The following is a 23,895-nucleotide window of genomic DNA, read 5'->3' as shown; positions in this document are numbered from 1 at the left end:
ATGACAAGTCAAGGAGGCAGCACTATGGTGAGAAGTCGCAGTTATATTGCAACGCCACCTGGGGCGACAATTAAAGAGCAGTTGAATGACAGAGGCATGAGCCAAAAGGAGTTTGCAGCCAGGATGGATATGTCTGAAAAGCATATCAGCAAGCTCATTAACGGTGAGGTGCAGCTTACGCCGGAGACCGCAGTTAGATTAGAAATGGTTTTAGGTGTGCCGGCAAGGTTTTGGAATAATCTTGAGGCAATATACAGAGAGAAGATTATAAAGGCTGAAACGGAAAATGCAATGGATGCCGATGCTGAAATAGCCAAACAATTTCCTTATAGCGAGATGGCAAAGTTTGGATGGGTTCCGGAGACTAGAGAAGTGAAGGAAAAGGTTGTCAATCTGAGGAAATATTTTGAGGTTGTTGAACTTTCACTTCTTGGGAGTGAGCAGATTACGAGAATTGCCTGCAGACGTCTGGCAATAACAGAAAAAAGTGATCTGGCATTAATGGCATGGGCACAGGAGGCAAAGATTAAGGCGCGTGGTATCCAAACCGCTCCGATCAATATCAAAGGTTTGATTTCTGCTATGCCAGAGATAAGAAAAATGACAGTTCTTAAGCCTAAGGAATTCTGTCCTCAGATTAAGAAATGTCTTGCGGATTGTGGAATAGCTTTAGTCTTTCTGCCGCACCTAAAAGGTTCATTCCTTCAGGGAGCTTCTTTTATGGACGGGAACAAGATTGTTGTAGGGCTCACTGCCAGAGGTAAGGATGCTGACAAGTTTTGGTTCAGCCTGTTCCATGAACTTGCACACATTGTTCTTGGTCATGTAGGGAAGCCTAATGGTACATCTGAAGATGATGAGAAAGCAGCGGATAAATGGTCTGGTGATACACTTATTTCATCTGATGATTTTGAAGCTTTCAGAGAGGAAAGAGATTATTCAGAGAGAAGAGTACTCCAATTTGCAAAAGCTCAAGGAATTGCTCCGGGGATAGTAGTCGGGAGAATGCAGTTGGAAGGAATGATCAAGTACAGTATGTTGAATAATTTGAAAGAGAAATATGAAATAGCTGTATAAAGGATATATTCAAAAAGCTTTTGAAGGATCATGTGAAGAGCATGGTCCTTTTATTTACGCGAACAGTGAGCCGCAGCCGAATGCGAAGTATTCGTGTGCGGCGAGCGTCGCAATAGCGAGATAAAACTCGCGCAGCGTGTTTTATCTCGTTATGCAAAACAGGAGGAAGGAGGGCGATGCTCTATGGCTTGTAGAAAGCCAAAGCCTACAGCGGTGAAAAAGCTGGAAGGCAATCCGGGAAAAAGAAAACTGAACACAAAAGAACCGAATCCGGGTAAGGGAATGCCCGACTGCCCTGCATGGTTATTGCCGGAAGCCAAAAATGGATCCGGTTATCGGAAAAACTGAACGTATTTTTGCAGCAAATCCATGCGGGGAAAGTTTGCATTTCCCATCAGAGAACGATCGATCAGCCCGTGATGGAGGAACGGAATCCGTGAAATATGCCGGTGGTCATTGATTAATAAGGTCATAACGACATTTCCGTTCATCGTGCGTCGTGCGCGGACAATTCTTCCGCCCGCTTCAATAAGATTTTTGTTTTCTACAAGGATTTTGTTTTCTGCTGTCATGTTTTTTCTCCCTCCCGTCAAAAGTCTGGGACGATTTGATTTTTGGGGATCTTCTCCCGAAAGATAAAAAGTAAAGGAAGGCGTTGTGCCTCGGACTTTGTCTACAGTCTGAAGTCTGCTGCACTAAGAAACAGTGCAGCAGACTCTTTTGATGTTTTTATAAATCAGACTAGCTGTGGAGCAGCTGGCGGATCGTGCGGCAATGAGCCTGTATTTTTAGTAGAGTATTTCTTTCAGTGCCGGTTATAGAATACCGCACCGAAAAAAGTAACAGAACCTGGCCCGTGCAAATACCGGAGCCCTGCCTTTTGGGCAAGCTCACTGACAAGAAAGCCGTAGCCTTCTATGGAGTGAAAGCATTTGTCGGGGAACCGGCAAGGGCTGTCCGGCCAGGTGCACTTTTTGCATCTGTCACAGGATTCATTTGAAAGAATCAGGGCTTCCGGAAATTCCTGCCGAATCGGATCTGCCGCACGCTGAATATATTCCTTAAATTCGTGCATGGCGTTTTGAAATGCATCAAAATCAAAGGGGTCGGTTACCGGAAATGCCTTGGAAAAGACCTGCAGTTCTTCGTACTTCATGCATCGCTTCCGGCATTCCTCAAGGGTGCCGACGGCTGGCGGGCATGCCCAGGTTTCCTGATATCTGCCGCATTTTGTTTTCCTTGCAGAGCTTTCGTACTTCCGGGTAAAAAACAAGATCGGAAGGATGCAGGATTCCGCTTTCCAGAAGACCGTTTTTCAGCAGCAGTTCCCGAATTCGGGCAGCGGAAGATCCTGCCTGCCGCTGTGCGGCAGTTGTTTTTTCTGCAATTAACGCACTCCATTCGGACATTTTCCGGCAGATGCAGTACCGGCAGAGACTGTCCGCGGTCTCCTCTCTGGCGGGACAGTAATAGACCGCCTTATCCTCCGGGAACTGCACAATCCATTTTGTTTGGTTGGCTGCGTGCAGAGGTTCAGAAAAAATAAATGCAAGAGACACGCAGGAAAGAATGACAGGTAGGTGGGCATCCGGATGATCCGTCATATATTTTTCCAGATAGGCCTTCAGCTTTCTGCTCATTTCAGAAACTGCGTCCCCCGGGATTTCGGCATCCGGATCCGGGATGGCTTCCAGAAGTCGAAGTAATGTTTTCCGGTTGAAAGCGCTGACAGGAACAGGAAAGTCATCTTGTCGGAGCATCTCCCATTCTTTATCGGAATATGCCGCAAGTATTTTAAGTTTTAATTCATCTCTGGTCAATTTTCTGGTAAACTCCTCCATATCAGTAAAGTGTGATCGCTCTATAAACAGAATAGTCATTACAGGGACGGAAGTCCAGCTTTTCAGGAGGTGCAGGATTTGAAACAAAGCTGTAGGGAAAATATTTATCGGATCGGGGAGGGAGTACCGGATAGCTACAAGTGGAATCTGTCAGGCAGGAGACTGGCTGTGCTGTATCGTTTTTTCTCTGCATTTCTTGTCCCTGTCGCCTGGGTGTTTCTGGTAATTTTTCTCGAATGGCATGTGATACGCATCGGGTCATTGACTGCCGGTGGTATTCTTTGGACTGTTGTGGCGTTGGTTGTCCTGTTTTACTCGGTTTTAATTTTCCTGAATCATTTGTTTTCCGGCATTTCCCGAAGGCTGGATCCGGAAGAAAGACATGATTATATCCTTTATGGTTTTCATTATAGAAGCAGGAGAAATGTAAGACTGAGAGCACAGTCTCTGCTTTTTATGGCACAGCTGGATATTCGGATGCACCGCCCGGAAAGAGCAGGAGAGGCATTGGAAGAGATTCCTACCGACAAGCTTTCTGTGAAGCAGATGAAACTCTATACCCTTCTGAAGCTGGCAGGGGAAGTGTTAAGTGAAGAAGGGGCGACAGAGGGAACGCTAAGTGAGAAAGGAGAGACGGAGGGGACAGTCCGGGGAGTGGGAGAAAAGCAGTCTCGTGCATCGGCAGAGGACTGGTATATCCGCTATTCTGGATTTTCCGATCAAACAGGGAAGTTCCCGGATAATGCCGCTGTAGAATCGTGGATAAAACCGGAAGCTATGGAAAATAAGCGGACGCAGGACGAAATGATTGCTGTGATTTCCGGTATTTCCATTGAGCCGGAGCTTCATCCGTTTTTAAATTTATTTTTCGGGATGATGCTGGCACACAGCATTTTCTTTCCGGCTGTTCAAAGCTTTACCGCTTCAGGGTGGCATCTGCGGCCGAAGTATTCCTTTTTCGCAGGAGGGCTGGCCGGTCTCTTTGTTCTCATTCTCGGAATCGGGATTCTGTATCTTTTGTTGAAAAAACGCAGGCGCGCAGGATCACCGGAAAGAGGGGCGGATAAAGCACGGCTGATTATTGCCGGGATTGCCTGGGTGCTGCTTGTTCTTTCTCTCTCAGCTATGGTATTTCTTGGAAGCTGGGCGGGAACTTCGGATCAGGAGCGCGTACTGGCAGATGCGGTTCCGGATCCGCTTACCGGGATCAAATATGTGTATCTTGCCGAAGAAGAGGATTACGGCGGCATCAGTTACTACCGTTCCCCTGATTTTATTTTTATGGAAGAGTGGAGCGAAGCGAAAGATTACGATACAGAGGCCGGGAATGATCTGCCGGAAGCAGGCGGAGAGGATCGGAATGCGGCGTCTGCCGTGAGAGGAAGTTCCGCAGAGTCCGGGGGACAGGATCAGAAAATAGGAAGCAGCAGCCTGGGTGCGTCAGCGTCGGTCAGCAGCGATTCCGGGTGGTATGACGGCGGGACTGGTTCCGATGACAGCTTTGCCGCACAGAACGCGATGCAGGCGGTTTACGAGTATTTGAAAGGTAATGGAGAATTTCAGAATTTGAGCATTTCGTACAGTGCGAACGCTAAAGGGGACCTCTATGCCCGGATTGGTTCTGGATCCGATGTACAGGGTACGGATAATAGCTATGAGCTTCGCCTGTACGACAACGGGGAAAAAGAGGCCGACAGCGGGTTTTGCCGGGAAATTGTGCTGGAGAAGGTCTATACGGCCGAGGATGGAGAGACAGAACTGCTTGATTTTTTCCTTGTTCATCCGGGAACACTGGAGGTAACGGATGAACATAAGACGGATTGGTAATTAATATACTTCATGGCTTGCCGCACTAAGAAAATAGTGCGGCAGCCTTTTTGCGGACTGGTTTTCTTCGATAAAAGCGCGGATAGCATTTGTGTCAATCCCAAATACGTTACAAGGCCAGATGAATGATTCCTTCATTTGGATGTTTTCTGATCCAGAAGGTTCAGGAGTTCTCTCGGTGTTACCACAAAAGGCTTCCCGGGAAAATGTTTAATGTTTCCGGCAACCAGATCCGTTCCCGAACAACAGCCCTTGCAAAAATATTAATCGCCGTTGTTGCTGTCATGCCAAAATCCTGGCAAAGACGATCAAACTGTTTTTTTTACGTTTCATCCATACGAACACTGAACGTTGCTTGTGCTATAGTATGCACCTGCTTTTTATATATGATATACGAAAAGGTGCGTAAAGCCAATGATTTGAAACCTAGTAGGTTCGAATATGCATCCAAATAGGTTCGAATAGTCAGTTACTCCGACACATAAAAACCGAAATCCTGGGCAGGATAACAAAAATATAGGGGCAGGGGAGGGCACGTGCAGGGGCATATTGTTGACACCAATACGGCATTGCCACATAATAAAAACAGGGTAGTGGCAAACGAATGATGAAAAAATCGTCTCCCACTACTAAAAACAGAAGGAGGGAAAACAAATAGGTGGGATGACGTTTCGTTGTACAGGAACGAGTTCACCGAAACCATTTCGAGACTGGCTTTTTACGGTCTCGGCACCGCAGACATCGACCTTTCGTCCGCATCCCCGAAACTTGTGATGGGCGGATCCTTCCCCAAATGCGTAAAAAAAGGACTCTTCTTGACGTTAACATTAAGCTTTAGACAATTATTTGAATTTAGAGTGAGATATTGTATGAGTGATGACATACTTGTGGGAACCAGAGCATTGACGGTAGATTTTTCGTGTGGAATGACTTTTTTACGAGCTTTAGATAATGTTGACATAACGATTCAGAGGGGAGAATTTGTGTCTTTAGTTGGAGTTTCCGGGAGCGGCAAAACCACTCTTTTGAACGCAATCGGAGGATTAATTGTCCCGACTTCCGGTTCCATAATCTTTAACAGCATTTGTTTTGATTCCATGAATGAAGAAGAACGAACAATTTTCAGAAGAAACCATATCGGGTTCATTTTTCAAAATTACAATCTCATTCCCTCGCTAAACATATTTCAAAATATATGTTTTTCCGCTCAACTGTCGCAAAGATCCATCACCGCTCAGCAATAAGGAAGGACGAATGCAATACCTGTCTCTGGCCTTATCTTTTCGGTGAAATGTCGGCCTATCTGATTATGTTTTTGAGCAGCCGGATCGCTCTCTATCATCATCATGACGGCCTTTTTATTTTCAATTTGAAATCTGATGTGCTGATCTGCGGATTTGTTTTTCTGATTGTCCTAGCATCTATTATCATTCCAACTTCAACGGTTCTTAAAAAAGTCAATTCGATTTCACCGCTGGATACCGCTTCCTATTATGGGAAGTCTCATGAAATGACAGGCAGTAAGGTGCGACCAGCCAAATTATTAAAGTTTACTGGTAAAAACGTCCCTGTGCAGCTATCCCTGATGTTTCTATCGAAGCAGAAGAAGGCATTTATGGCAACTGTCATTTTTCTCTTTTTGGGATGTGAAATGGCTCTTGTTTCCTATACCTTAGCCTCCGGTGCTGATTACGAAAAGGCATTTTTAGCAATTCCGGATTTCCAGGTCGGTATCACACAGAATGCATGCGCGAATATGAGAGAAAATCTGTCGGAAAACACCGAAAATCAGATGTTTACGTCGGGTATGGTTCATGATTTGACGGACAACCTGCATGATTCCATCCGTGACATTCGTTTTGTGAAAGGATATTTTCCATCCCTGGACACAGATCAGAAGAGTGTGCTTGGAGTTTTAAAAATGAAGGACGATACACAGATCGTTATCCAGCCAATGGATAAAAGCACAGTAGGCAAGTTGTGTTCCTATGAAGAAAAGGCAGGAAGAAAAATAAATAAAAATGAATGGGAACAGCATCATGGTGCGATCATCATAAGCAAAAACCTGCTTTACAGCAATGCAGATTCAGCTATCCGTTCAAACATGGGAAAATCCTTTACCGTATATGATACCTTGCCAGATGGTTCTGACCTCGATGATTATCCATCCGCACAACTATCAGTTTGTGGGTATGCCGAAGCTGAGGAAAAAGATTTTCCCAATATTCCTCTGGCATGGGATGGGGACAATGTTGTCATTATTGCGGTGACACCTGATACCTATAACTTACTTGGTGCCTCTATGCACGAACAGATCCTGTCTATCAGTTTTAATGCGACTGGTAACTTGGAAAGCAGCGTGAAACAGCAGCTTAATGCGTGGATCCGAGATGAAAACTATAACTACGATATGGAAAAGGGGCTGACCACTATCAATCTTCTGGAATGTATATCAAGGACTGATCTGATTGCGGAAAATAAAAATTATATTACGTTCAGCCGGATCACAATGACCGGGGTAAGCATCCTGTTTTTCTTTCTCGGAACCATTGTCTTCCTCAATACTTTATTGACGGAATATGTACGTGACAAACAGGAACACATTCTTTTACGTTATCTTGGAGTAACAAAAAAAGAAATGATAAAAGCCTTCATGATGGAAGGGGTATTATATTTTTCAGTGTTAGCTTCATTGTTGGGTACACTAGGAATATACTTGGACTTTATCATTGGTAAATTAGCAAAGAGAGAAATTCCTTATTTTGAATTTGCTTTTCCTTACCATACTTTCATCCTGCTGTTAACTATTTTTTTTACAATAGGTGTTTTATTGCCTCCAATAATCAGCCAACTTCAATTGAATCAGGCAAAAAAGTAATCAAATAAATAATTAATCAAGAAAAAAGGATATATTTGCTTATTGCGCTAACCGGCTTTATAATTCTAATCTGTAATACTTCCTTCAAAACTTGAATACTTCTCAAAAGGTGGTCCAATATGTTACAAATTTCTCAGTTGAAGCTTCCTGTCTCTCACACAGAAGTTCAACTTCTCCACAAAATAGAAAAAGTGCTGCATGTCCGTTCCACGGATATCACGGAGTGGAAAATCCTGAAAAAATCCATTGATGCCAGGGACAAGAGCAGGCTTCTCTTTGTATACACCATCGGAGTCCGGCTGTCTTCGGAAAAAACGGAACGGTCGATCCTGATCCGGGGCGGTAAAAATCATGTCTCCGCGTATTCGGCGCCGGAATATCATTTCCCGGAAACCGGCTCCCGCGAGCTTTCTGCTCCTCCTGTCATCGTAGGAAGTGGTCCGGCAGGGCTGTTCTGTGCCTGGGAACTTGCGATGCATGGATATCGCCCGGTCCTGCTGGAACGAGGGGAGAGTGCTTCACAGCGGAGGAATGCGGTGGAGCATTTCTGGAATACGGGAGAACTGGATCCGGACAGCAATGTACAGTTCGGAGAGGGCGGCGCAGGTACTTTTTCCGACGGAAAGCTGAATACCGGGGTCAAGGACAAATTCGGACGAAATCATGAGGTTCTGAGAATTTTCGTGCAGGCCGGTGCGCCGGAAAATATTCTCTATGACAGCAAGCCGCACCTTGGCACCGATCTGCTTGTTCGTATTGTCGAAACCCTCCGGAATCAGATCATCGCAGCGGGGGGTGAAGTACATTTTCAGACCAGGGTAACGGATCTTCTGACACGTACCGACCCGCTGACGGGAGAGGAGCATATGACAGGGGTTCGCACAGCGTCTGGAAAGGAATTTTTCTCTGACAACGTCGTACTGGCCATCGGCCATTCCGCCCGGGACACCTTCGAGATGCTGTCCCGCCAGAAGCTTCTCATGGAGCCGAAGCCCTTTGCGGTAGGCGTGCGTGTCGAGCATCTGCAGAGCATGATTAACCGGGATCAATACGGACCGGACGCTCCTTCCTTTCTGGGCGCCGCTCCTTACAAGCTGACCGGTACCGCTGAAAATGGCAGAGGTGTGTATTCCTTCTGCATGTGTCCCGGAGGATATGTTGTGAACGCATCCTCGGAACCGGAGAGACTGGCGGTGAATGGAATGAGCTATCACGCCCGGGATTCGCGCAACGCGAACAGTGCCATAGTGGTTTCCGTGACCCCCGGGGATTTCCTGCCGTACCATCAGGAAGGAAGGCCGGACGTCCTCAACGGAATGTATTTTCAGCGCAGGCTTGAATCCCTTGCCTGGCGGGAAGGACAGGGACGGATTCCGGTTCAGCGTTTCGAGGATTTCCGGAAAAACCGACTGGGAGGCATCGGAACCGTGGAGCCCTGTTCAAAGGGAGAATTCCAATGCGCCAATATCCGTCATATTCTGCCGGAATATATCTCAGAATCTCTGGAACAGGGGATTCTGAGCTTTGACCGCAGAATTCCGGGATTTGGCGGAGACGACGCCCTTTTGTCAGGTGTCGAAAGCCGCACCTCTTCACCGATCCGTATCGTCCGCGACGAGTCGCTCCAGAGCACGATACGTGGGCTTTATCCCTGTGGAGAAGGAGCAGGATACGCCGGTGGAATTACCTCTGCGGCTATGGATGGTCTGAAAGTCGCCGAGAGAATTTCTTCTATATATAAAGCGCTCTGAATATAGGAAACTCTGACACGTGCAACGCATCTTGAAACAGAAGAAATTCTGTACGAATGACACTGCGTGCCGGAACTGTTCATTCGTGATTTTGCAGATTCACATGGTTTTCATAATGTGTTAAAATTATAGTTCACAGGATTATCTCTTGTCTTTCTTCAGGAAATGGCCATACGATACATCGTGCCATAAACTGTATAAGCTACGGATTGCTCCGTGCTTCGCACTCCCGCAATCCTACAGGCATTCGGATTTCGCGCGTTCGCGCTTCATCCTCATACCTGTTGCCTTCGAAATCGCATACAGTCTCTTACACACGCTTCGCGCGTGACGATCCTGTCTGCGTTTTCGAAGAGCTTATACAGTAAACAGGAGGACAGGAAAATGGAGAAAAATTCAAAATCTATACCCCGCAAGAAGATTGAGCCTGCAGCCCGGATGAAGGAACTCCCGGATCAGTCACGTCCCTATGAGAAGGCGCTCCGGTTGGGGACCGGTGCACTGACTGACGCGGAGCTTCTCTCAATCATTCTCCGGTCCGGTACGAAGGGAAAGAACTCCCTCCAGCTTGCGGAAGAAATATTGGATCTGTGCAAGTTCAGGAACGGATTGCTTGGGATCTATCATCTCACGCTTCAGGATCTGATGTCGCTGGATGGAATCGGTGAGGTGAAGGCGCTGCAGATTTTATGTGTTCGCGAGCTCTCCAGGCGGATTGCGCAGATGAACACCTCTTCGTCTCTCTGTTTTGACCGTCCCGATACGGTCGCGCAGTATTTTATGGAAGAAATGCGTCATCAGGAGACAGAGAAGGTTATCTGCGTCATGCTGGACAGCAGGATGCAGCAGATTGCCTCTCCGGAGATTTCCTCCGGAACGGCGAACATGTCTTTGGTATCTCCGAGGGAGATCCTGCAGAAGGCATTGTCCTACCATGCGCTGCATCTGATACTGATTCATAATCATCCGAGCGGAAATCCATCCCCGAGCCACGAGGATTATCAGGTCACCCGGAATCTCTATCGGGCAGGCAAAATCGTCGGGATCGATCTGTCGGATCACATTATCATCGGAGACAGGACCTATTTCAGCTTCCGTGACGACGGATTCTTTGACACGCTTGCCTCTCAGGAGGAAACGCAGACAGACACCGGTGATTAATGTGGCCGGGGCGTACAGCACAGGCAGTACAGGAGTTTTATATGTCATTTAATCATGTGTATGGCGTGGATATGGGCACCGGAACGGTGAAGATCTACGACAGGAACAAGGATTCCATTACCAAGGAAGTGAATATGATAGCGGTCCGGAACGGGGATACCGTGATAGCAGTCGGCAATGACGCCTATGCCATGTATGAGAGGACTCCTGAGAATATCGAGATCATCTCACCGATGAGCAATGGACGGATCAATGACGTTCTGATGATGGAAGCTGTGCTGCACACGATGCTCGGACGGACCGGCGGATACGCCGGGTATCGTCCGGTTCTGTATTTTTCCGTTCCCGTCGATATGACTGAGATCGAGCGCCGGGCATATTCCACAATTGCGCGGAAGGGCCGGTTCCGCCGAAGCCAGGTTTATCTTGTGGAAAAACCGATCGCGGACGCACTCGCCCTGGGCATCCCGCTGCATCACACCAGAGGATCGATGATTATCAACATCGGAGCTCAGAGCACCGAAGTCTCCTTCATCGCCGATGAGCGGGTGATCATCAGCAGAATGATTGCCATCGGCGGACAGGCATTCACCTCCGCTATCGTAGAGGGCATCCGACGAAAGAACAGCTTCATTGTCAGTCACCACACAGCACAGCGTCTGAAGCTGACGCTGACAAATCTGGAAAAAGACATCAATGAGGGATGTAAGGTAAACGGTATTGATCTGGACAGTGGCCTTCCGCGAAACGGCGTCGTGACGAGCTACAATGTTACCGCCAGTGTCACCGCGGAGATGCAGAAGATTGCCGCAGAAATCCGCCGGATTATGGAACGGATTCCGCCGCAGATCCGCGCGGGTGTTCTGAAGGAAGGAATTTATATCACCGGAGGCAGCACGCACATTGCCGGCATGGTGCCGTTTCTGGAGGAAGCGCTCGACTGTCCGGTTATCCTGTCGAAATATTATGATCTCAGCACCGTATGCGGTCTGAAGGAGCTCATCACTCATCCTGAAATGCAGCACTGGGCATATCTGCCGGGAAAGAAGTCATATTCATGAAAAAAAAAGGGACACATATTAAAAGCAGATATCTGCTTGTCATTCTTACCATCATCTGCGTCGCGCTTGCCATGCTGACCGGCAGTCAGGTCATATCCATATCACCGCTGCGGAACGCCGCCGGAACTTTTCTGGTTCCGCTGCAGACCGGGATCAATAAGGTCGGAGACTGGCTGAACGGACAGAGAATCGGGCAGAAGAATGCCAGACAGCTGGCTAAGGAAAACAAAGAGCTGAAGAGCAAGGTGGCAGATCTGGAAGAGGAGAACACGGTTCTTACCGAGAACACCAAAGAACTGGAGGATCTCCGGAAGCTCTATGATCTGGATCAGGATTATAATGACTACGACAAAATTGCTGCGTCCGTCATCGCAAAGGGCACGGGAAACTGGTATAACACCTTTACTGTGAACCGCGGCACGGACGATGGCGTTGCCGTCAATATGAATGTCATTTCCGACGGCGGTCTTGTGGGTATCGTCACCGAGGTCGGTAAAAACTGGTCAACCGTCCGCTCCATCATCGACGACGACAACAACGTCAGCGCCATGCTTCTCGATTCCTCGGAAAACTGCATTGTCACAGGCAGTCTGTCACTGATTGAATCCGGTAAGCTTGCGCTGAGCGAGCTCAGAACAGATGCCAAGGTATCCACCGGAGAACGTGTCGTCACCTCCAACATCAGTGACAAATACCTTCCCGGGATTCTGATCGGGTATGTGGATTCTGTACAGGATGACTCCAACCTGCTGACGAAGACGGGCTATATTATTCCTGCAGTGAATTTTCAGTCCGTGAACACCGTTCTCATCATCAAACAGCTGAAGGAGACCGCTGATCAATGAAGAAAAATATCTGTATTTTTCTGATAATTGCCGCAACCTTAGTGGTGCAGTCCTCGTTGGGTTTGATTCTGCCGGCAATTCTGTCTGTGCCGAATCTGGCGCTGATCCTCACATGCTCCATGGGCTTCATGCGGGGAAAGAAATCCGGCATGTGGACAGGCTTTATCTCCGGACTGATTTTGGATCTGTTTTACGGCGGAATATTCGGATTCACCGCGCTTATTCTTCTATACATCGGATATTTTAACGGATTTCTGTTCAAGGTATTTTTTGATGAGGATATCCGGATTCCTCTTGTCGCAGTGGGAATCAGCGATATCGTTTACGGCCTTGCCTGTTACCTGATCCGTTTTCTGAATGGTACGAGCCTTACGCTCGGATCCTGTATGATACACACGATTCTGCCGGAGGCGGTATGCACCATGCTCTTTACCATTCCGCTTTATTTTCTGTACCACTGGCTGAACAGAAAGATCACCGCAAATGAACTGGAGGAAGAACAATCACCTTGGCTAAGAAGATAAAAAAAGCATTCATCCGTTTTTTCAGCAGAAGAGGACTGATCCTTGTTCTGCTTTTTGCTGTTTTGGCTCTGATCCTTCTGGTGAGGCTGTTTCATCTTCAGATTATCCGCGGAAAGGATTACGCGAACAGCTTCACGGTCATGACGACCGCTACGCGCACGCTGAAGAGCACCCGCGGCAATATCTATGATGTAAACGGGAAGGTTATCGCGTCCAATGAACTGGCAAATAATGTCACGATAGAGGATAACGGGTCGTATGATACCACCCGGCAGAAGAATTTGGCCCTGAACGGCGAGATCTACCGCCTGACGAAGATGATCCGTTCCAACGGCGACACCCCTTCCCATGATTTCCATATTATTATCGGATCGGACGGAAATTACGCCTTTGATACCGACAATACCACGACAATCCAGCGTTTCCGTGCGGACATCTACGGATATCAGACGACGGATGAACTGAAGGCAGGCGAGGCGGATGCATCCCCGGATAAAATTGTCCAGGATCTGAGCGGTTCAAAATACTATGGACTCACGGATTCGGATGAGCCGTATACGGCGGAGGAGCTTGCCGAATACGGCCTCCCTGAAAAGCTCACAAAGGAAGAGGCACTGGATATTATTGTGGTCCGCTACCAGCTCAGTCTGGTCAGCTACCAGCGCTATGTCGCGGTGACTGTCGCGACCAATGTCTCCGACAGTACCGTTGCGGCAGTGAAGGAAAACACGGATTCTCTGCAGGGCGTGGAAATCGCAGAGGATTATATCCGTGTCTACAGCGGCGGTGAAGCAATGGCTCCTGTCGTCGGCTACACGGGAAAGATCTCCTCGGACGAACTGGAAGATTACGGCTCCGGCGATACACGCTACAACAGCAACTCCATTGTAGGAAAGGCCGGAATCGAGAAGGCAATGGAGAGCACCCTGCAGGGAACCGATGGCTCCGAGGAGGTTACGATCAATAACCTCGGAAAGGTAGTCTCGGAAAATAAAGACTCCCTGGTGCAGCCTGCCAAGGGCAATGACGTTTACCTTACCATCGACAGCGAGCTTCAGAAGGCAGCCTATCAGATTCTGGAAGAAAGAATCGCCGGTATTCTCCTGACCAATATGACGGATGCAAAATCCGTGGACGCGGCAAGCCTCGCGGACAATGATACCATTTCCATCGCCAGTTACGACTGCTACAACGCGTTGATTGAAAACAGCATCATTGATATTGATAAATTCTCAGACGACGATGCTACAGAGGCGGAGAAGAAGGCACAGACCGCGCTGGATACCAGCCAGACCAACACGGTGAACTGGATCACCGGTCAGCTGAGCAGCGACAGCGCTTCCAGGTATTCGGATCTGTCTGCTGAGCAGAAAGCTGTGTTCGATTATGTGATATCCGATTTTCTCACAACGGAGTACGGAATTCTGGACAGTTCTTCCATGAAAACAGACGATGCCACCTACCAGGCATATTTCAAGGACGGCTCCATAAGCCCCCGTGCTTTTCTCCAGTATGCGGCAAATAACAGCTGGATCAATGTAGCCAAGCTCAGCGACAAGGATTCTTCATATCTGACCTCAGATGAAATCTATCAGGCAGTCCTTGATTTCATCTCCAGTCACATCACCGGAGAAAAAGTGTTCCACAAGCTTCTCTACAAATATCTGCTTCAGGATGACGCGCTGGAGCCGAAGGTGATCATGCAGATCCTTTATGATCAGGGAATTCTCTCAAAGGATGACGCTGACTATGCTTCCTTTGAGAGCGGGGCGACCAGCGCGTACCAGCTGCTGTACAACAAAATCTACAGCTTGGAAATTACGCCCGCCATGCTTGCCCTGGATCCGTGTTCCGGTTCCATTGTCATCACGGATCCGGATACCGGTCAGGTTCGTGCCTGTGTCTCTTATCCGGGCTATGACAACAACCGACTTGCAAATGACATGGACACCGATTACTACAACAAGCTGAATACCGATCTTTCCACTCCTTTTTATAATAAGGCGACGCAGCAGCTCACCGCTCCGGGATCTCCCTTTAAGCCGGTCATGGCAGCCGCAGGTCTTACCGAAGGGGTCATTGACGGTTCAACATTGATTGACTGTACCGGCGTCTTTGGAAAGGATATTCCGTTCCTGTCTGACTCGGACCGGGTGGCCTGCTGGAACAGCAACGGCCACGGCTACCTGAATGTGGTCGGCGGAATTACAAATTCCTGTAACGTCTTTTTCTGTACCGTTGGCTTTGATCTGGGTCTTGATAGCAATCAGAACTATGATCAGGATACCGCTCTCGCAAAGGAGCAGAAGTACGCCGCAATGTTCGGTCTTAATGAGGGAACGGGGATTGAAATTTCCGAATCGGATCCTCATGTGTCCGACAGTCTTCCGATTCCGTCCTCCATCGGACAGGGAACGCATCAGTACACAACGACTCAGCTCGCCAGATACGCGGCGACCATCGCAGACAGAGGCGTATGCCGGGATCTGACCCTGGTTGACAAGACCGCGGACTCGGAAGGAAATACGCTGAAGCAGAACGAGACAAAAACACTCAGCACGGCAAATTCCATCAGCAGCACGACATGGGATCTGATCGATGAAGGAATGGCAGGGGTTGTATCAAATGACGCGACGGTATGGCCGGGATTTTCCAGTACCATTACCGTGTACGCGAAGACAGGAACCGCACAGGAATCCATGCTGCGCGCGGATCACGGTCTGGTCATCGGATTCACAAGCGGCGCAGAGGACAGCACTTCCTATGACGATGTGGCTTTCGCCGTCCGGATCGCGAATGGTTACAGCTCCACAAACGCAAGCCTTGTCGCAAGGGATGCCCTCAGGTATTACTTCAATCTGGATTCCGAGGAAAATATCATCATGAAACACGCAAATACAGATTCGATCACAAAGAAGATTGTTGCTGACTGAGTTTTTTCAACAATTTGTAAAATTCGCACGGGATGTGATTTGAGCACGGAGAAAATCGCTGCCGACTGAGCCAGTGCACAGATAGAGGGAAAATATCGAATGCTGAAGTTATATAAACTGAAAGATTACAATTTCATGCTGATGCTTCTGCTGATTATCATCAGTTCGATCGGTGTGGTCCTCGTCGGATCTGCCGATCCGACCCTCAGAAGCAGACAGCTGATGGGCTTTCTGATGGGGCTTGCGCTGATGATCGTGATCTCTCTGATCGATTACAGCTGGATTCTCCATTTTTACTGGATCATCTACATTATTAACATTCTTCTGCTGATCATGGTCCGCCTGTTCGGCACAACGGCGCTGGGAGCGGCTCGCTGGATCAACATCGGAGGGTTCCAGTTCCAGCCGACCGAGCTGTGCAAGATCATGATGATTCTGTTTTTCTCCATGTACTTTATGAACCATGAAGAAAACCTGAACTCCTGGAAGACGGTCTTCCGGTCGATCATTCTTCTTGCTTTTCCGCTGTTCCTCATCCTGAGTCAGCCGGACCTGAAGAATACCATCACAATGACCATTGTATTCGCACTGATGTATTTCGGAGCAGGGCTCAGCTACAAGAAGATCGGGATTATCCTCGCGGTAATCGTACCGGTTGTACTGGTGATGTTTCTCCTGATCGTCAAAACGGATCTCCATATCGTCGACGATTATCAGAAGGACCGTATCATGACCTTCCTCAGCTCCGATGACAGCGAGGAGTATTCCGACTCCAAGATGCAGCAGCAGAATTCCATCATGGCAATCGGTTCCGGACAGGTCACCGGAAAAGGGCTGAACAACACGGATCTTTCCGCGAACAGCGGCAATTTCATATCCGAGATTCAGAACGACTTCATCTTCGCGGTTGCGGGAGAGGAGCTGGGCTTCATCGGAAGCGCCATTATTGTCATCCTCTTGTTCCTGATCATCCTGCTTTGCTTTCTGGCAGGCAGAGCGGCAAAAGATCTCTCCGGCACTCTGGTCTGCTACGGTATGGGATGTCTGATCGCGATACAGAGCTTTATCAACATCTGCGTCGCGACAGGCCTTCTTCCGAATACCGGAACGCCGCTTCCTTTTGTGAGTTACGGCCTGACCTCTCTGATCAGTCTCTACATCGGAATGGGTGTGGTGATGAATATCAGTCTGCAGCGCAAGAAATATTTTGACTATGGAGGAAAATATGTCTATACAGGAGAAACATTCAAACCGGACTCCTTCGAATCCGGAACCGGAAAGAAGGCATAACAGAAAATACAGCCGGAACGCGAGACGCAGACGGCAGCGTCTCCTGCATCGTATTGCGGCAGTTTTCATCGCGGTGATTCTTGTGCTGGCAGCTGTTCTGATTCATCTGATCTTCACGCGGAGCGCGACGCTTGACACATCCGAGGCCTATAATCTCTCCGCCCAGAACGGGGCCGAGGAGCTTTCTCCCTTCACCCTTCAAAGTACATCGAATTACACGGAAAGCGAGGGAATTGTCTGTTCCGAATCCGAAGTCGGATCCGGAAGCCTCAGCCTCACTGAAGATGATGAACGGGCGCTTCTGTTTAATCTCGAGGATCACACCAGCCTCTATGCAAAGGGAATCTACGATAAAATCTATCCCGCCAGCCTGACGAAGATCATGACGGCTCTCGTGACATTTGAGAGCGGCGCAGACCTCACGCAGCAGGTCACGATGACGGATGCGGATTTTCAGCTCGGTGAGGACGCGCAGTCCAGTCAGCTTGAAGTCGGAGACAAGGTTGCGCTCGAAGATCTGCTGAACCTGCTTCTGGTATACTCCGCGAATGACGCGGCCATGGCGATTGCCCGAACGGTCGGCGGCAGCGTAGATAAATTCGTGGAGATGATGAATTCGGAAGCTCAGAAGCTCGGGATGACGGGAACCCATTTTGTCAATCCTTCCGGACTCCACGACGACAACCACTACACAACACCATATGACATTTATCTGATGCTGAACCGTGTCTATCAGGATTATCCTGATTTTTCAAAGATCGCCTCACAGTCCCAGTACCAGACAAGCGTCACGGGGACCGAGGGAGAGAGCACCTTCCTGTCCACTACAACCGATGAATATCTCGACGGAACCTATTCACTGCCTTCCAATGTACAGATTCTTGCGAGCAAGACCGGTACAACAGATCAGGCCGGATCATGCCTTGCTCTCGTCGTACAGAACGGTTACGGCGTTCCCTTTATCGCAATCGTCACCGGTGCCGATACGAAGGATACTCTGTACAACGATATGAGCAAGCTGCTCAGTCTGACGAATTCGGACGCCTCCTCCGATGCGGGATCTTCCTCCTCCGGCACGGATGCTTCCTCCTCCGGGACGGATTCCTCCTCTTCCGGAGCGAAATCCTCATCCTCCGGAACGGATACTTCCACTTCCGGAGCCGAAAAGGTGTCTTCGTCCTCCAATACGGATGAGAGTGTTTCCTCAGTCTCCGGTTCCTGATGAAAATAAGGAAAGTGTCTTGCCTTTTTTGTATAAATACACTATAATTAAACCATCAACCCGAAACGATTTTAGTCAAAAAGACAATTAAATCGTGCCAGTCTGTGTCGGTTATGCAGCTTTTCGGGAAATTATGATACACCAATGTATTTTACATTACGATACTGCTCAAGGAGGAATCAGCCATGGTTCAATTAATTGTAGGCAAAAAGGGAAAAGGGAAAACCAAATATATTCTGGACAAAGTGAATACAGCAGTCAGGTCGGCGAGCGGAGATATCGTATATCTCGACAAGAGCGCAAAGCATATGCTTGAGCTGAACAACAAGATCCGCCTGATTGATGTATCCGTTTATCCGTTAAAGGACTACAATGAATTTGTCGGTTTTATCTGCGGAATCATCTCTCAGAATCGTGATATCGAGCAGATGTATCTCGATGGCTTCCTGAAGCTGACGAAGCTTGAAGACAACAAGGATAAGGTAGACGACTGCATCGAACAGCTCGAGCAGATCAGCACAATGTTCCATGTTGACTTTGTCATCAGCATGTCCATGGACAAGGAAGAACTGAGCGCAGATATGCAGGAAAAGATCCTCCTTGCTCTGTAATATCCGTACATGTATCGAATTCAGCCTATAGTTTTTGGTTCCGAACGGGACTTCAGAAAGCTGCCGCACCTGCTGCGGCAGCTTTCTTTATGCCTCCCTGCGGGCAGCTTTCTTTATGCCTCCCTGCGGGCAGCTTTCTTTATGCCTCCCTGCGGGCAGCTTTCTTTTGCTTGTAATAAATTTCGGATAATGCTAGAATAAGAAGTCAAAGCGTATGCAGGAGGCAACTGTGGCAAAAAAGAATAAAAGAAAACACGGAATAAATTTCAATATCGGCACCGTGATCTTCGGAGCGCTCTTCCTGTATCTGATCATCACGATCTTTATCTATGCGACCTCAAAGCACATTTCCTCATATATGGTAACTTCCGGCACTCTTTCAAATAACGAATCCTATTCAGCGCTTGCGCTTCGGTCGGAAGAGCTGGTTGATGCTTCGGCCTCAGGGTATGTCAGCTATTATACGCAGGACAGTGCCCGGGCATCCAAGAATGACATCGTGTGCAGTATCGGCTCCAGCCCTGATTCTTCCTCCACGGTCAAACTGGCAGACTCCGACATCAGCAAAATCCGGCAGCTTGCCTCGGAATTTACGGGGGCATATAATGAGGACAATTTCGGAACCGTCTATGACTTTCAGTATTCCCTGAACTCTACCGTCATCAACGACAGTGATCCATCCTCTGTCAACGGAACTGCCTGTCAGGCAGATAACGACGGTGTCATTACCTATACGACAGACGGATATGAGACGCTGACACCGCAGGACGTCACCCTGGATGATTTTAACATCAAATCCTATGAGAGCACGCAGCTCCGAACCAGCGACAAGGTTTCGAAGGGAGATCCGATCTTTCGCATTGCGACCGATGACACCTGGTATCTTGTCTTCCCCTTAACGGACAGGCAATATGCCGCTCTTTCCACAAAGTCAACAGTCCGCGTAAAGTTCAGCAAAGACGGGAATTCCGAGAACGGAGATCTCACTCTGTTTGACAAGGACGGCACGCATTTTGCAAAAATTACTCTGTACAGTGGTATGGTACGGTACGCAGATGACCGGTTCCTGAATATTGAACTTGTGACAAATACGGACACCGGACTGAAAATTCCCCTTTCTTCTATCGTCACAAAGGAATTTTACACGATTCCGGTAGATTATCTGACGACAGGAGGCGATGACGACTCCGACGGATTCATGAAACAGACGAAGAGCAGCGGAGGCAGTTCCTCAACAGAATTTGTGGAAGCCGATTTGTATGAGAGCACCACGGATGATTCCGGACAGAAGGTTTACTATGTAGATGAAGCGGATTTCCAGCCTGGCGATCTCATCCTCAAGCCGGATTCCAGTGACACGTATACCATCGGAGCTACCGCGTCGCTGGAGGGAGTTTACTGTATCAACCGCGGCTACGCACAGTTCCGCAAGATCGACATTATCGATCAGAATGATGAATACTGTCTGGTAGAAGAGGGCACAAACTACGGAATCTCCCAGTATGATTATATTGTCAGAGACGGAAGCACTGTGAACGAAGCGGAGATCCTCCGATAAGGGCAATACGTCATACAGATCCATATTCTCGTAAAGGCATTGCGTCATACAAGTCCATATAAGTATAGGGATTGCGAGAGTGCAAAGCACAGCGCAATCCTTAGCTTTTACCGTTTGTGATACCATATATCATATGATGTTTTACAGAAAACGCCCTTGCCTCTCGGGCAGGGTGCCACATATATACAGAAATGTGAGGTGTTGAAGATGCTTTTGGAAAATTATAAAGCTGTTCGCAGGAACATCGATGAGGCCTGCGCCCGCGCGGGCCGGAATCCGGAGGATGTCACGCTGATTGCAGTCAGCAAGACAAAGCCGGAGGAGAATATCGAAGAGCTTTACCGTGCCGGGGTACGTGACTTCGGTGAGAACTATATTCAGGAACTCCGCCAGAAGCATGATGACCTTCCAAAGGATATTCACTGGCATATGATCGGTCATCTGCAGAGAAACAAGGTCAAGTACATCGCGGAATACGTCACGATGATACATGCCGTCGATACCTATGAGCTTGCTCAGACTATCGAGAAGGAAGCAGTTAAGCACAGCCGCCGGATTCCGATCCTGATCGAGGTCAATGTTGCGGAGGAAGACACAAAATTCGGCGTTTCCTGCGAGGAAGCCCCGGAGCTTGTGAAAAGAATTGCAGAAACGCTTCCACATATCATTGTAAGCGGTCTTATGACCAGCGCTCCCTTTGTGAAGAACCCGGAGGACAACCGTCCGGTCTTCCGCAAATTGAGACAATTAAGTGTTGACATCAACAATGAAAACACTGATAATGAGAATGTTGAAATGAAGACTCTGAGTATGGGTATGACCAATGATTATATTATTGCAGTCGAAGAGGGTGCCACACTTGTCCGTGTAGGTACCGCCATTTTCGGCGCACGCGATTATACGCACAAACAGTGAGGTGCATTTTTCTATTTCCGCATTGCACTGCGGCAGATTTCAGCATTGTGAAATAAACGGCCATGCCCCGCAGGCGGGGTGCCACAATAGGTATAAGTCCCCGCGTTACGTTAGCTGCTCCGCAGCTTCCGCGCCGCCCCTGAGTCTGTAAGAAATTGTTAGGAGAGAATGATAAGATGGGATTTTTTGATAAGTTCCTTGATGCGGTACGTCTGAATGACGATTATGATGATGACGATGAATTCTTCGATGACGACGATGAAGATTATGATGATGAGCCGGAAGAAGAACCAGCGCCGAAGAAAAAGCATTTTGGAAGCCGCAAGAGCGTAAATGCAGCACGCGAGGCAGAAGAGGAGGAGCCGGTTCGCAAGGCACAGCCGGAGACCTCAGGAAGATATACCACGGCTGCCCGCATGCAGACAAGACCTGCAGCACAGTCACAGAAAGTAACGCCGATGCATCGCGCCGCATCGTCCTCCCGCAGCGGTATGGAAGTCTGTGTAATCAAACCTGCAAAGGTCGAGGACTACAGGGAGATTGCAGACACCCTGCTTTCCGGCTGTACCGTTGTACTGAATCTGGAGGGACTTGATGTCGAGCTCGCACAGAGAATTATTGATTTTTCCTCCGGTTCCTGTTATGCAATCGGCGGAGGACTGCAGAAGGTTTCCAGTTACATCTTCATTCTGACTCCTTCTACCGTCGAGATTTCCGGAGACATTCAGGATCTTCTGAACGGCGCGATGCCGACGATGCGCACTGCGTTCTGACAGAGCTTTTCATCGCGATGGCTTTCCGGACATCCATATCTGTTCAAATGATTACAGTAACGGCCATACGATACATCGTGCCACACACGGTATAAGCTGCGGATTGCTCCGTGCTTCGCACTCTCGCAATCCTACAGGTGACCGGCTTCGCCGGTCTGACGCGGCGTTCGCCCCACCGCTTCACACTTTGTGTGAGCGGATGTGGCTCACTGTCCGCGCATATTCGGATATCGCGCGTTCGCGCTTCATCCTCATACCTGTTGCCTTCGAAATCGCATACAGTCTCTTACACACGCTTCGCGCGTGACGATCCTGTCTGTATTTTCGAAGAGCTTATACAGTAAATGACCTTGCAGGCATCAGTTAGAAGCGATTCTTACTGATGCTTTTCTCTTATCAGAAAATACCGTAAAGTTCCTCTTGCTTCAGCAGTGGGATACAGGCGACAAAGGATTGAGAAGGAGATTATTATGGAATCATTAATTGTAGAGAGAAAAAGCTCAGGCATGGAGTTTTCCTATCGGATTGTGTGGGAGAGCAGCTTTCAGACCCTTGCGGATGAAATCCGCCAGATCAGCGGTTTCCGGGCAAAAAAGATCTGTGTGGTATCCGACAGCAATGTGGCGCCGCTGTATGCCGGGGAGGTTGAGAAGGCACTCGCTCCGCTTGGCCTTACGGTTGAAACCTACGTTTTTCCGGCCGGGGAGGAACACAAGTGTCTGGATACGGTAATCGGCCTGTATCGTTTTCTAATCGAACACAAGTTTCAGCGAAACGACATCCTCGCCGCACTTGGCGGCGGCGTCGCCGGTGATCTGACCGGTTTTGCGGCAGCTACTTATCTGCGCGGCATCGACTTCATCCAGATTCCGACTACCCTTCTTGCGCAGGTGGACAGCAGTGTCGGAGGGAAAACAGGTGTCGATTTTGAACAGTACAAAAATATGGTAGGCGCATTTCTTCAGCCGCGCCTTGTCTACATGAATATGAAGACACTGAAGACACTTCCGCAGGATCAGTTTGCATCCGGAATGGGTGAGGTTCTGAAGACCGGTGCGATCCGCGACAGAAATCTGCTCACCTGGATCGATTCCCACGAGGCAGAGATCCTCCGGAGAGATCCGGATGCTCTGGCGACCGTGATCCGTGCCTGCTGCAGGGTCAAGGCGTCCGTTGTCGAGGAGGATCCAAAGGACAAGGGACTCCGTGCCATCCTCAACTTCGGTCATACGCTCGGCCATGCCATTGAGAAATGCAAGAACTTCGAACTTCTTCACGGTCAGTGTGTCGGGATTGGCTCCATCGGAGCTTCCTGGCTGTCTATGAAGCGTGGCATGATCTCAGAGGAGGATTACCGGTGGCTGCAGAAGCTTCACCGGGATTTCGGGATTCCCACCTCTGTCAGCGGCCTGACCGTTGATGAAATCGTCCGGACTACCCGATCCGACAAGAAAATGGAAGAGGGGCATATCCGCTTTATCCTTCTTGACGGTGTCGGCAACGCGGTAATTGACAGCAGCGTCACAGACGAGGAGCTGCGCGAAGCAGCGTCTGTACTTATGAAATAAATGTCCCTGTTCCACAAGCAGGGCACCACCTGCTGTATATGCTTCGGATTGCTCCGTGCT

21 protein-coding genes are annotated in these 23,895 nt (G+C 48.7%); 18 read left to right on the top strand and 3 right to left on the bottom strand.

Translation table 11 applies throughout. The features are described 5' to 3' along the window. Positions 1–24: 24 nt before the first annotated feature. Together ACTQ3A_RS05200 and ACTQ3A_RS05195 are read left to right on the top strand one after the other, a co-directional pair. A complete protein-coding gene (locus tag ACTQ3A_RS05200; RefSeq protein ID WP_441494277.1) occupies positions 25–1,077 on the top strand; it encodes a HigA family addiction module antitoxin in 1,053 nt (350 codons plus the stop codon). Between the two features lie 183 nt (positions 1,078–1,260). Then, positions 1,261–1,425, top strand: coding sequence for a hypothetical protein (locus tag ACTQ3A_RS05195; RefSeq protein WP_441494278.1), 165 nt, complete (start codon positions 1,261–1,263; stop codon positions 1,423–1,425). On the opposite strand, the gene ACTQ3A_RS05190 is transcribed toward ACTQ3A_RS05195, so the two are convergent. The 3 genes from ACTQ3A_RS05190 to ACTQ3A_RS05180 all read right to left on the bottom strand — a co-directional run bounded on the left by ACTQ3A_RS05190 (position 1,410) and on the right by ACTQ3A_RS05180 (position 2,918). Next, positions 1,410–1,649 (bottom strand): hypothetical protein, encoded by a 240-nt coding sequence (locus ACTQ3A_RS05190; RefSeq protein ID WP_441494279.1) that lies wholly within the window; start codon positions 1,647–1,649, stop codon positions 1,410–1,412. The two genes, ACTQ3A_RS05195 and ACTQ3A_RS05190, sit on opposite strands and share 16 nt — an antisense overlap. A gap of 233 nt (positions 1,650–1,882) precedes the next feature. Continuing rightward, positions 1,883–2,350, bottom strand: coding sequence for a DUF2284 domain-containing protein (locus tag ACTQ3A_RS05185; RefSeq protein WP_441494280.1), 468 nt, complete (start codon positions 2,348–2,350; stop codon positions 1,883–1,885). Next, the gene (locus ACTQ3A_RS05180) at positions 2,253–2,918 is read right to left on the bottom strand and encodes a DUF2115 family protein (RefSeq protein ID WP_441495257.1); all 666 of its coding nucleotides are present in this window, start codon (positions 2,916–2,918) and stop codon (positions 2,253–2,255) included. Before ACTQ3A_RS05180 ends, ACTQ3A_RS05185 begins: the two co-directional genes overlap by 98 nt. Before the next feature lie 78 nt (positions 2,919–2,996). Here ACTQ3A_RS05180 and ACTQ3A_RS05175 point away from each other — a divergent pair, with 78 nt between their 5' ends. The 16 genes from ACTQ3A_RS05175 (at position 2,997) to aroB (ending at position 23,835) form a co-directional block, all read left to right on the top strand. Beyond that, positions 2,997–4,745: a hypothetical protein gene (locus ACTQ3A_RS05175; protein ID WP_441494282.1), complete on the top strand. Its 1,749-nt coding sequence runs from the start codon at positions 2,997–2,999 to the stop codon at positions 4,743–4,745. Between the two features lie 773 nt (positions 4,746–5,518). Next, positions 5,519–5,989 carry an ATP-binding cassette domain-containing protein gene (locus ACTQ3A_RS05170; RefSeq protein WP_441495259.1) on the top strand — a complete coding sequence of 157 codons (471 nt, stop codon included), beginning with the start codon at positions 5,519–5,521 and terminating at the stop codon, positions 5,987–5,989. A 47-nt stretch (positions 5,990–6,036) separates the two neighbouring features. Beyond that, positions 6,037–7,623: an FtsX-like permease family protein gene (locus ACTQ3A_RS05165; RefSeq protein ID WP_441494283.1), complete on the top strand. Its 1,587-nt coding sequence runs from the start codon at positions 6,037–6,039 to the stop codon at positions 7,621–7,623. A 119-nt stretch (positions 7,624–7,742) separates the two neighbouring features. Continuing rightward, a complete protein-coding gene (locus ACTQ3A_RS05160) occupies positions 7,743–9,374 on the top strand; it encodes an NAD(P)/FAD-dependent oxidoreductase (RefSeq protein ID WP_441100133.1) in 1,632 nt (543 codons plus the stop codon). A 384-nt stretch (positions 9,375–9,758) separates the two neighbouring features. Then, positions 9,759–10,535 carry a RadC family protein gene (gene radC / locus ACTQ3A_RS05155; protein ID WP_441494284.1) on the top strand — a complete coding sequence of 259 codons (777 nt, stop codon included), beginning with the start codon at positions 9,759–9,761 and terminating at the stop codon, positions 10,533–10,535. A 41-nt stretch (positions 10,536–10,576) separates the two neighbouring features. Further along, positions 10,577–11,596 carry a rod shape-determining protein gene (locus ACTQ3A_RS05150; RefSeq protein WP_441494285.1) on the top strand — a complete coding sequence of 340 codons (1,020 nt, stop codon included), beginning with the start codon at positions 10,577–10,579 and terminating at the stop codon, positions 11,594–11,596. Further along, positions 11,593–12,441, top strand: a complete 849-nt coding sequence (mreC, locus tag ACTQ3A_RS05145) for a rod shape-determining protein MreC (RefSeq protein ID WP_441100137.1) — start codon at positions 11,593–11,595, stop codon at positions 12,439–12,441. Before ACTQ3A_RS05150 ends, mreC begins: the two co-directional genes overlap by 4 nt. Then, positions 12,438–12,965: a rod shape-determining protein MreD gene (mreD, locus tag ACTQ3A_RS05140; RefSeq protein ID WP_441100138.1), complete on the top strand. Its 528-nt coding sequence runs from the start codon at positions 12,438–12,440 to the stop codon at positions 12,963–12,965. Before mreC ends, mreD begins: the two co-directional genes overlap by 4 nt. After that, entirely contained in the window at positions 12,950–15,898 is a 2,949-nt protein-coding gene (locus tag ACTQ3A_RS05135) for a penicillin-binding transpeptidase domain-containing protein (RefSeq protein WP_441494286.1), read from the top strand. Before mreD ends, ACTQ3A_RS05135 begins: the two co-directional genes overlap by 16 nt. Positions 15,899–15,997: 99 nt before the next feature. Further along, entirely contained in the window at positions 15,998–17,188 is a 1,191-nt protein-coding gene (locus ACTQ3A_RS05130; RefSeq protein WP_441100141.1) for an FtsW/RodA/SpoVE family cell cycle protein, read from the top strand. Then, positions 17,124–18,410 (top strand): D-alanyl-D-alanine carboxypeptidase family protein, encoded by a 1,287-nt coding sequence (locus ACTQ3A_RS05125; protein WP_441494287.1) that lies wholly within the window; start codon positions 17,124–17,126, stop codon positions 18,408–18,410. The genes ACTQ3A_RS05130 and ACTQ3A_RS05125 overlap by 65 nt, the downstream gene beginning before the upstream one ends. A gap of 185 nt (positions 18,411–18,595) precedes the next feature. Then, a complete protein-coding gene (locus ACTQ3A_RS05120) occupies positions 18,596–19,021 on the top strand; it encodes a twitching motility protein PilT (RefSeq protein WP_441474444.1) in 426 nt (141 codons plus the stop codon). A 229-nt stretch (positions 19,022–19,250) separates the two neighbouring features. Further along, a complete protein-coding gene (locus tag ACTQ3A_RS05115; protein ID WP_441100144.1) occupies positions 19,251–20,579 on the top strand; it encodes an HlyD family efflux transporter periplasmic adaptor subunit in 1,329 nt (442 codons plus the stop codon). A gap of 207 nt (positions 20,580–20,786) precedes the next feature. Beyond that, positions 20,787–21,494, top strand: coding sequence for a YggS family pyridoxal phosphate-dependent enzyme (locus ACTQ3A_RS05110; protein WP_441494288.1), 708 nt, complete (start codon positions 20,787–20,789; stop codon positions 21,492–21,494). Between the two features lie 176 nt (positions 21,495–21,670). Next, complete coding sequence (locus ACTQ3A_RS05105) at positions 21,671–22,267, top strand: cell division protein SepF (protein WP_441494289.1); 597 nt, start codon at positions 21,671–21,673, stop codon at positions 22,265–22,267. 470 nt (positions 22,268–22,737) lie between these two features. Beyond that, a complete protein-coding gene (gene aroB / locus ACTQ3A_RS05100; RefSeq protein ID WP_441494290.1) occupies positions 22,738–23,835 on the top strand; it encodes a 3-dehydroquinate synthase in 1,098 nt (365 codons plus the stop codon). Positions 23,836–23,895: the final 60 nt, after the last annotated feature.

This window comes from Bilifractor sp. LCP21S3_F8 (assembly GCF_052117805.1).
Taxonomy (GTDB): domain Bacteria; phylum Bacillota; class Clostridia; order Lachnospirales; family Lachnospiraceae; genus Bilifractor.
The sequence above is the reverse complement of the archived record's forward strand: the minus strand, read 5'-3'. Positions and strand labels throughout refer to the sequence as shown.

What these genes read in the sequence shown, in the direction of transcription:
- ACTQ3A_RS05160 (WP_441100133.1), top strand. Translation starts at nt 7,743, where the DNA reads ATGTTACAAATTTCTCAGTTGAAGCTTCCTGTCTCTCACACAGAAGTT.
- ACTQ3A_RS05150 (WP_441494285.1), top strand. Translation starts at nt 10,577, where the DNA reads ATGTCATTTAATCATGTGTATGGCGTGGATATGGGCACCGGAACGGTG.
- ACTQ3A_RS05165 (WP_441494283.1), top strand. Translation starts at nt 6,037, where the DNA reads ATGTCGGCCTATCTGATTATGTTTTTGAGCAGCCGGATCGCTCTCTAT.
- aroB (WP_441494290.1), top strand. Translation starts at nt 22,738, where the DNA reads ATGGAATCATTAATTGTAGAGAGAAAAAGCTCAGGCATGGAGTTTTCC.
- ACTQ3A_RS05130 (WP_441100141.1), top strand. Translation starts at nt 15,998, where the DNA reads ATGCTGAAGTTATATAAACTGAAAGATTACAATTTCATGCTGATGCTT.
- mreC (WP_441100137.1), top strand. Translation starts at nt 11,593, where the DNA reads ATGAAAAAAAAAGGGACACATATTAAAAGCAGATATCTGCTTGTCATT.
- ACTQ3A_RS05190 (WP_441494279.1), bottom strand. Translation starts at nt 1,649, where the DNA reads ATGACAGCAGAAAACAAAATCCTTGTAGAAAACAAAAATCTTATTGAA.
- ACTQ3A_RS05110 (WP_441494288.1), top strand. Translation starts at nt 20,787, where the DNA reads ATGCTTTTGGAAAATTATAAAGCTGTTCGCAGGAACATCGATGAGGCC.
- mreD (WP_441100138.1), top strand. Translation starts at nt 12,438, where the DNA reads ATGAAGAAAAATATCTGTATTTTTCTGATAATTGCCGCAACCTTAGTG.
- ACTQ3A_RS05105 (WP_441494289.1), top strand. Translation starts at nt 21,671, where the DNA reads ATGGGATTTTTTGATAAGTTCCTTGATGCGGTACGTCTGAATGACGAT.
- ACTQ3A_RS05180 (WP_441495257.1), bottom strand. Translation starts at nt 2,918, where the DNA reads ATGGAGGAGTTTACCAGAAAATTGACCAGAGATGAATTAAAACTTAAA.
- ACTQ3A_RS05125 (WP_441494287.1), top strand. Translation starts at nt 17,124, where the DNA reads ATGTCTATACAGGAGAAACATTCAAACCGGACTCCTTCGAATCCGGAA.
- radC (WP_441494284.1), top strand. Translation starts at nt 9,759, where the DNA reads ATGGAGAAAAATTCAAAATCTATACCCCGCAAGAAGATTGAGCCTGCA.
- ACTQ3A_RS05200 (WP_441494277.1), top strand. Translation starts at nt 25, where the DNA reads ATGGTGAGAAGTCGCAGTTATATTGCAACGCCACCTGGGGCGACAATT.
- ACTQ3A_RS05120 (WP_441474444.1), top strand. Translation starts at nt 18,596, where the DNA reads ATGGTTCAATTAATTGTAGGCAAAAAGGGAAAAGGGAAAACCAAATAT.
- ACTQ3A_RS05170 (WP_441495259.1), top strand. Translation starts at nt 5,519, where the DNA reads ATGGGCGGATCCTTCCCCAAATGCGTAAAAAAAGGACTCTTCTTGACG.
- ACTQ3A_RS05195 (WP_441494278.1), top strand. Translation starts at nt 1,261, where the DNA reads ATGGCTTGTAGAAAGCCAAAGCCTACAGCGGTGAAAAAGCTGGAAGGC.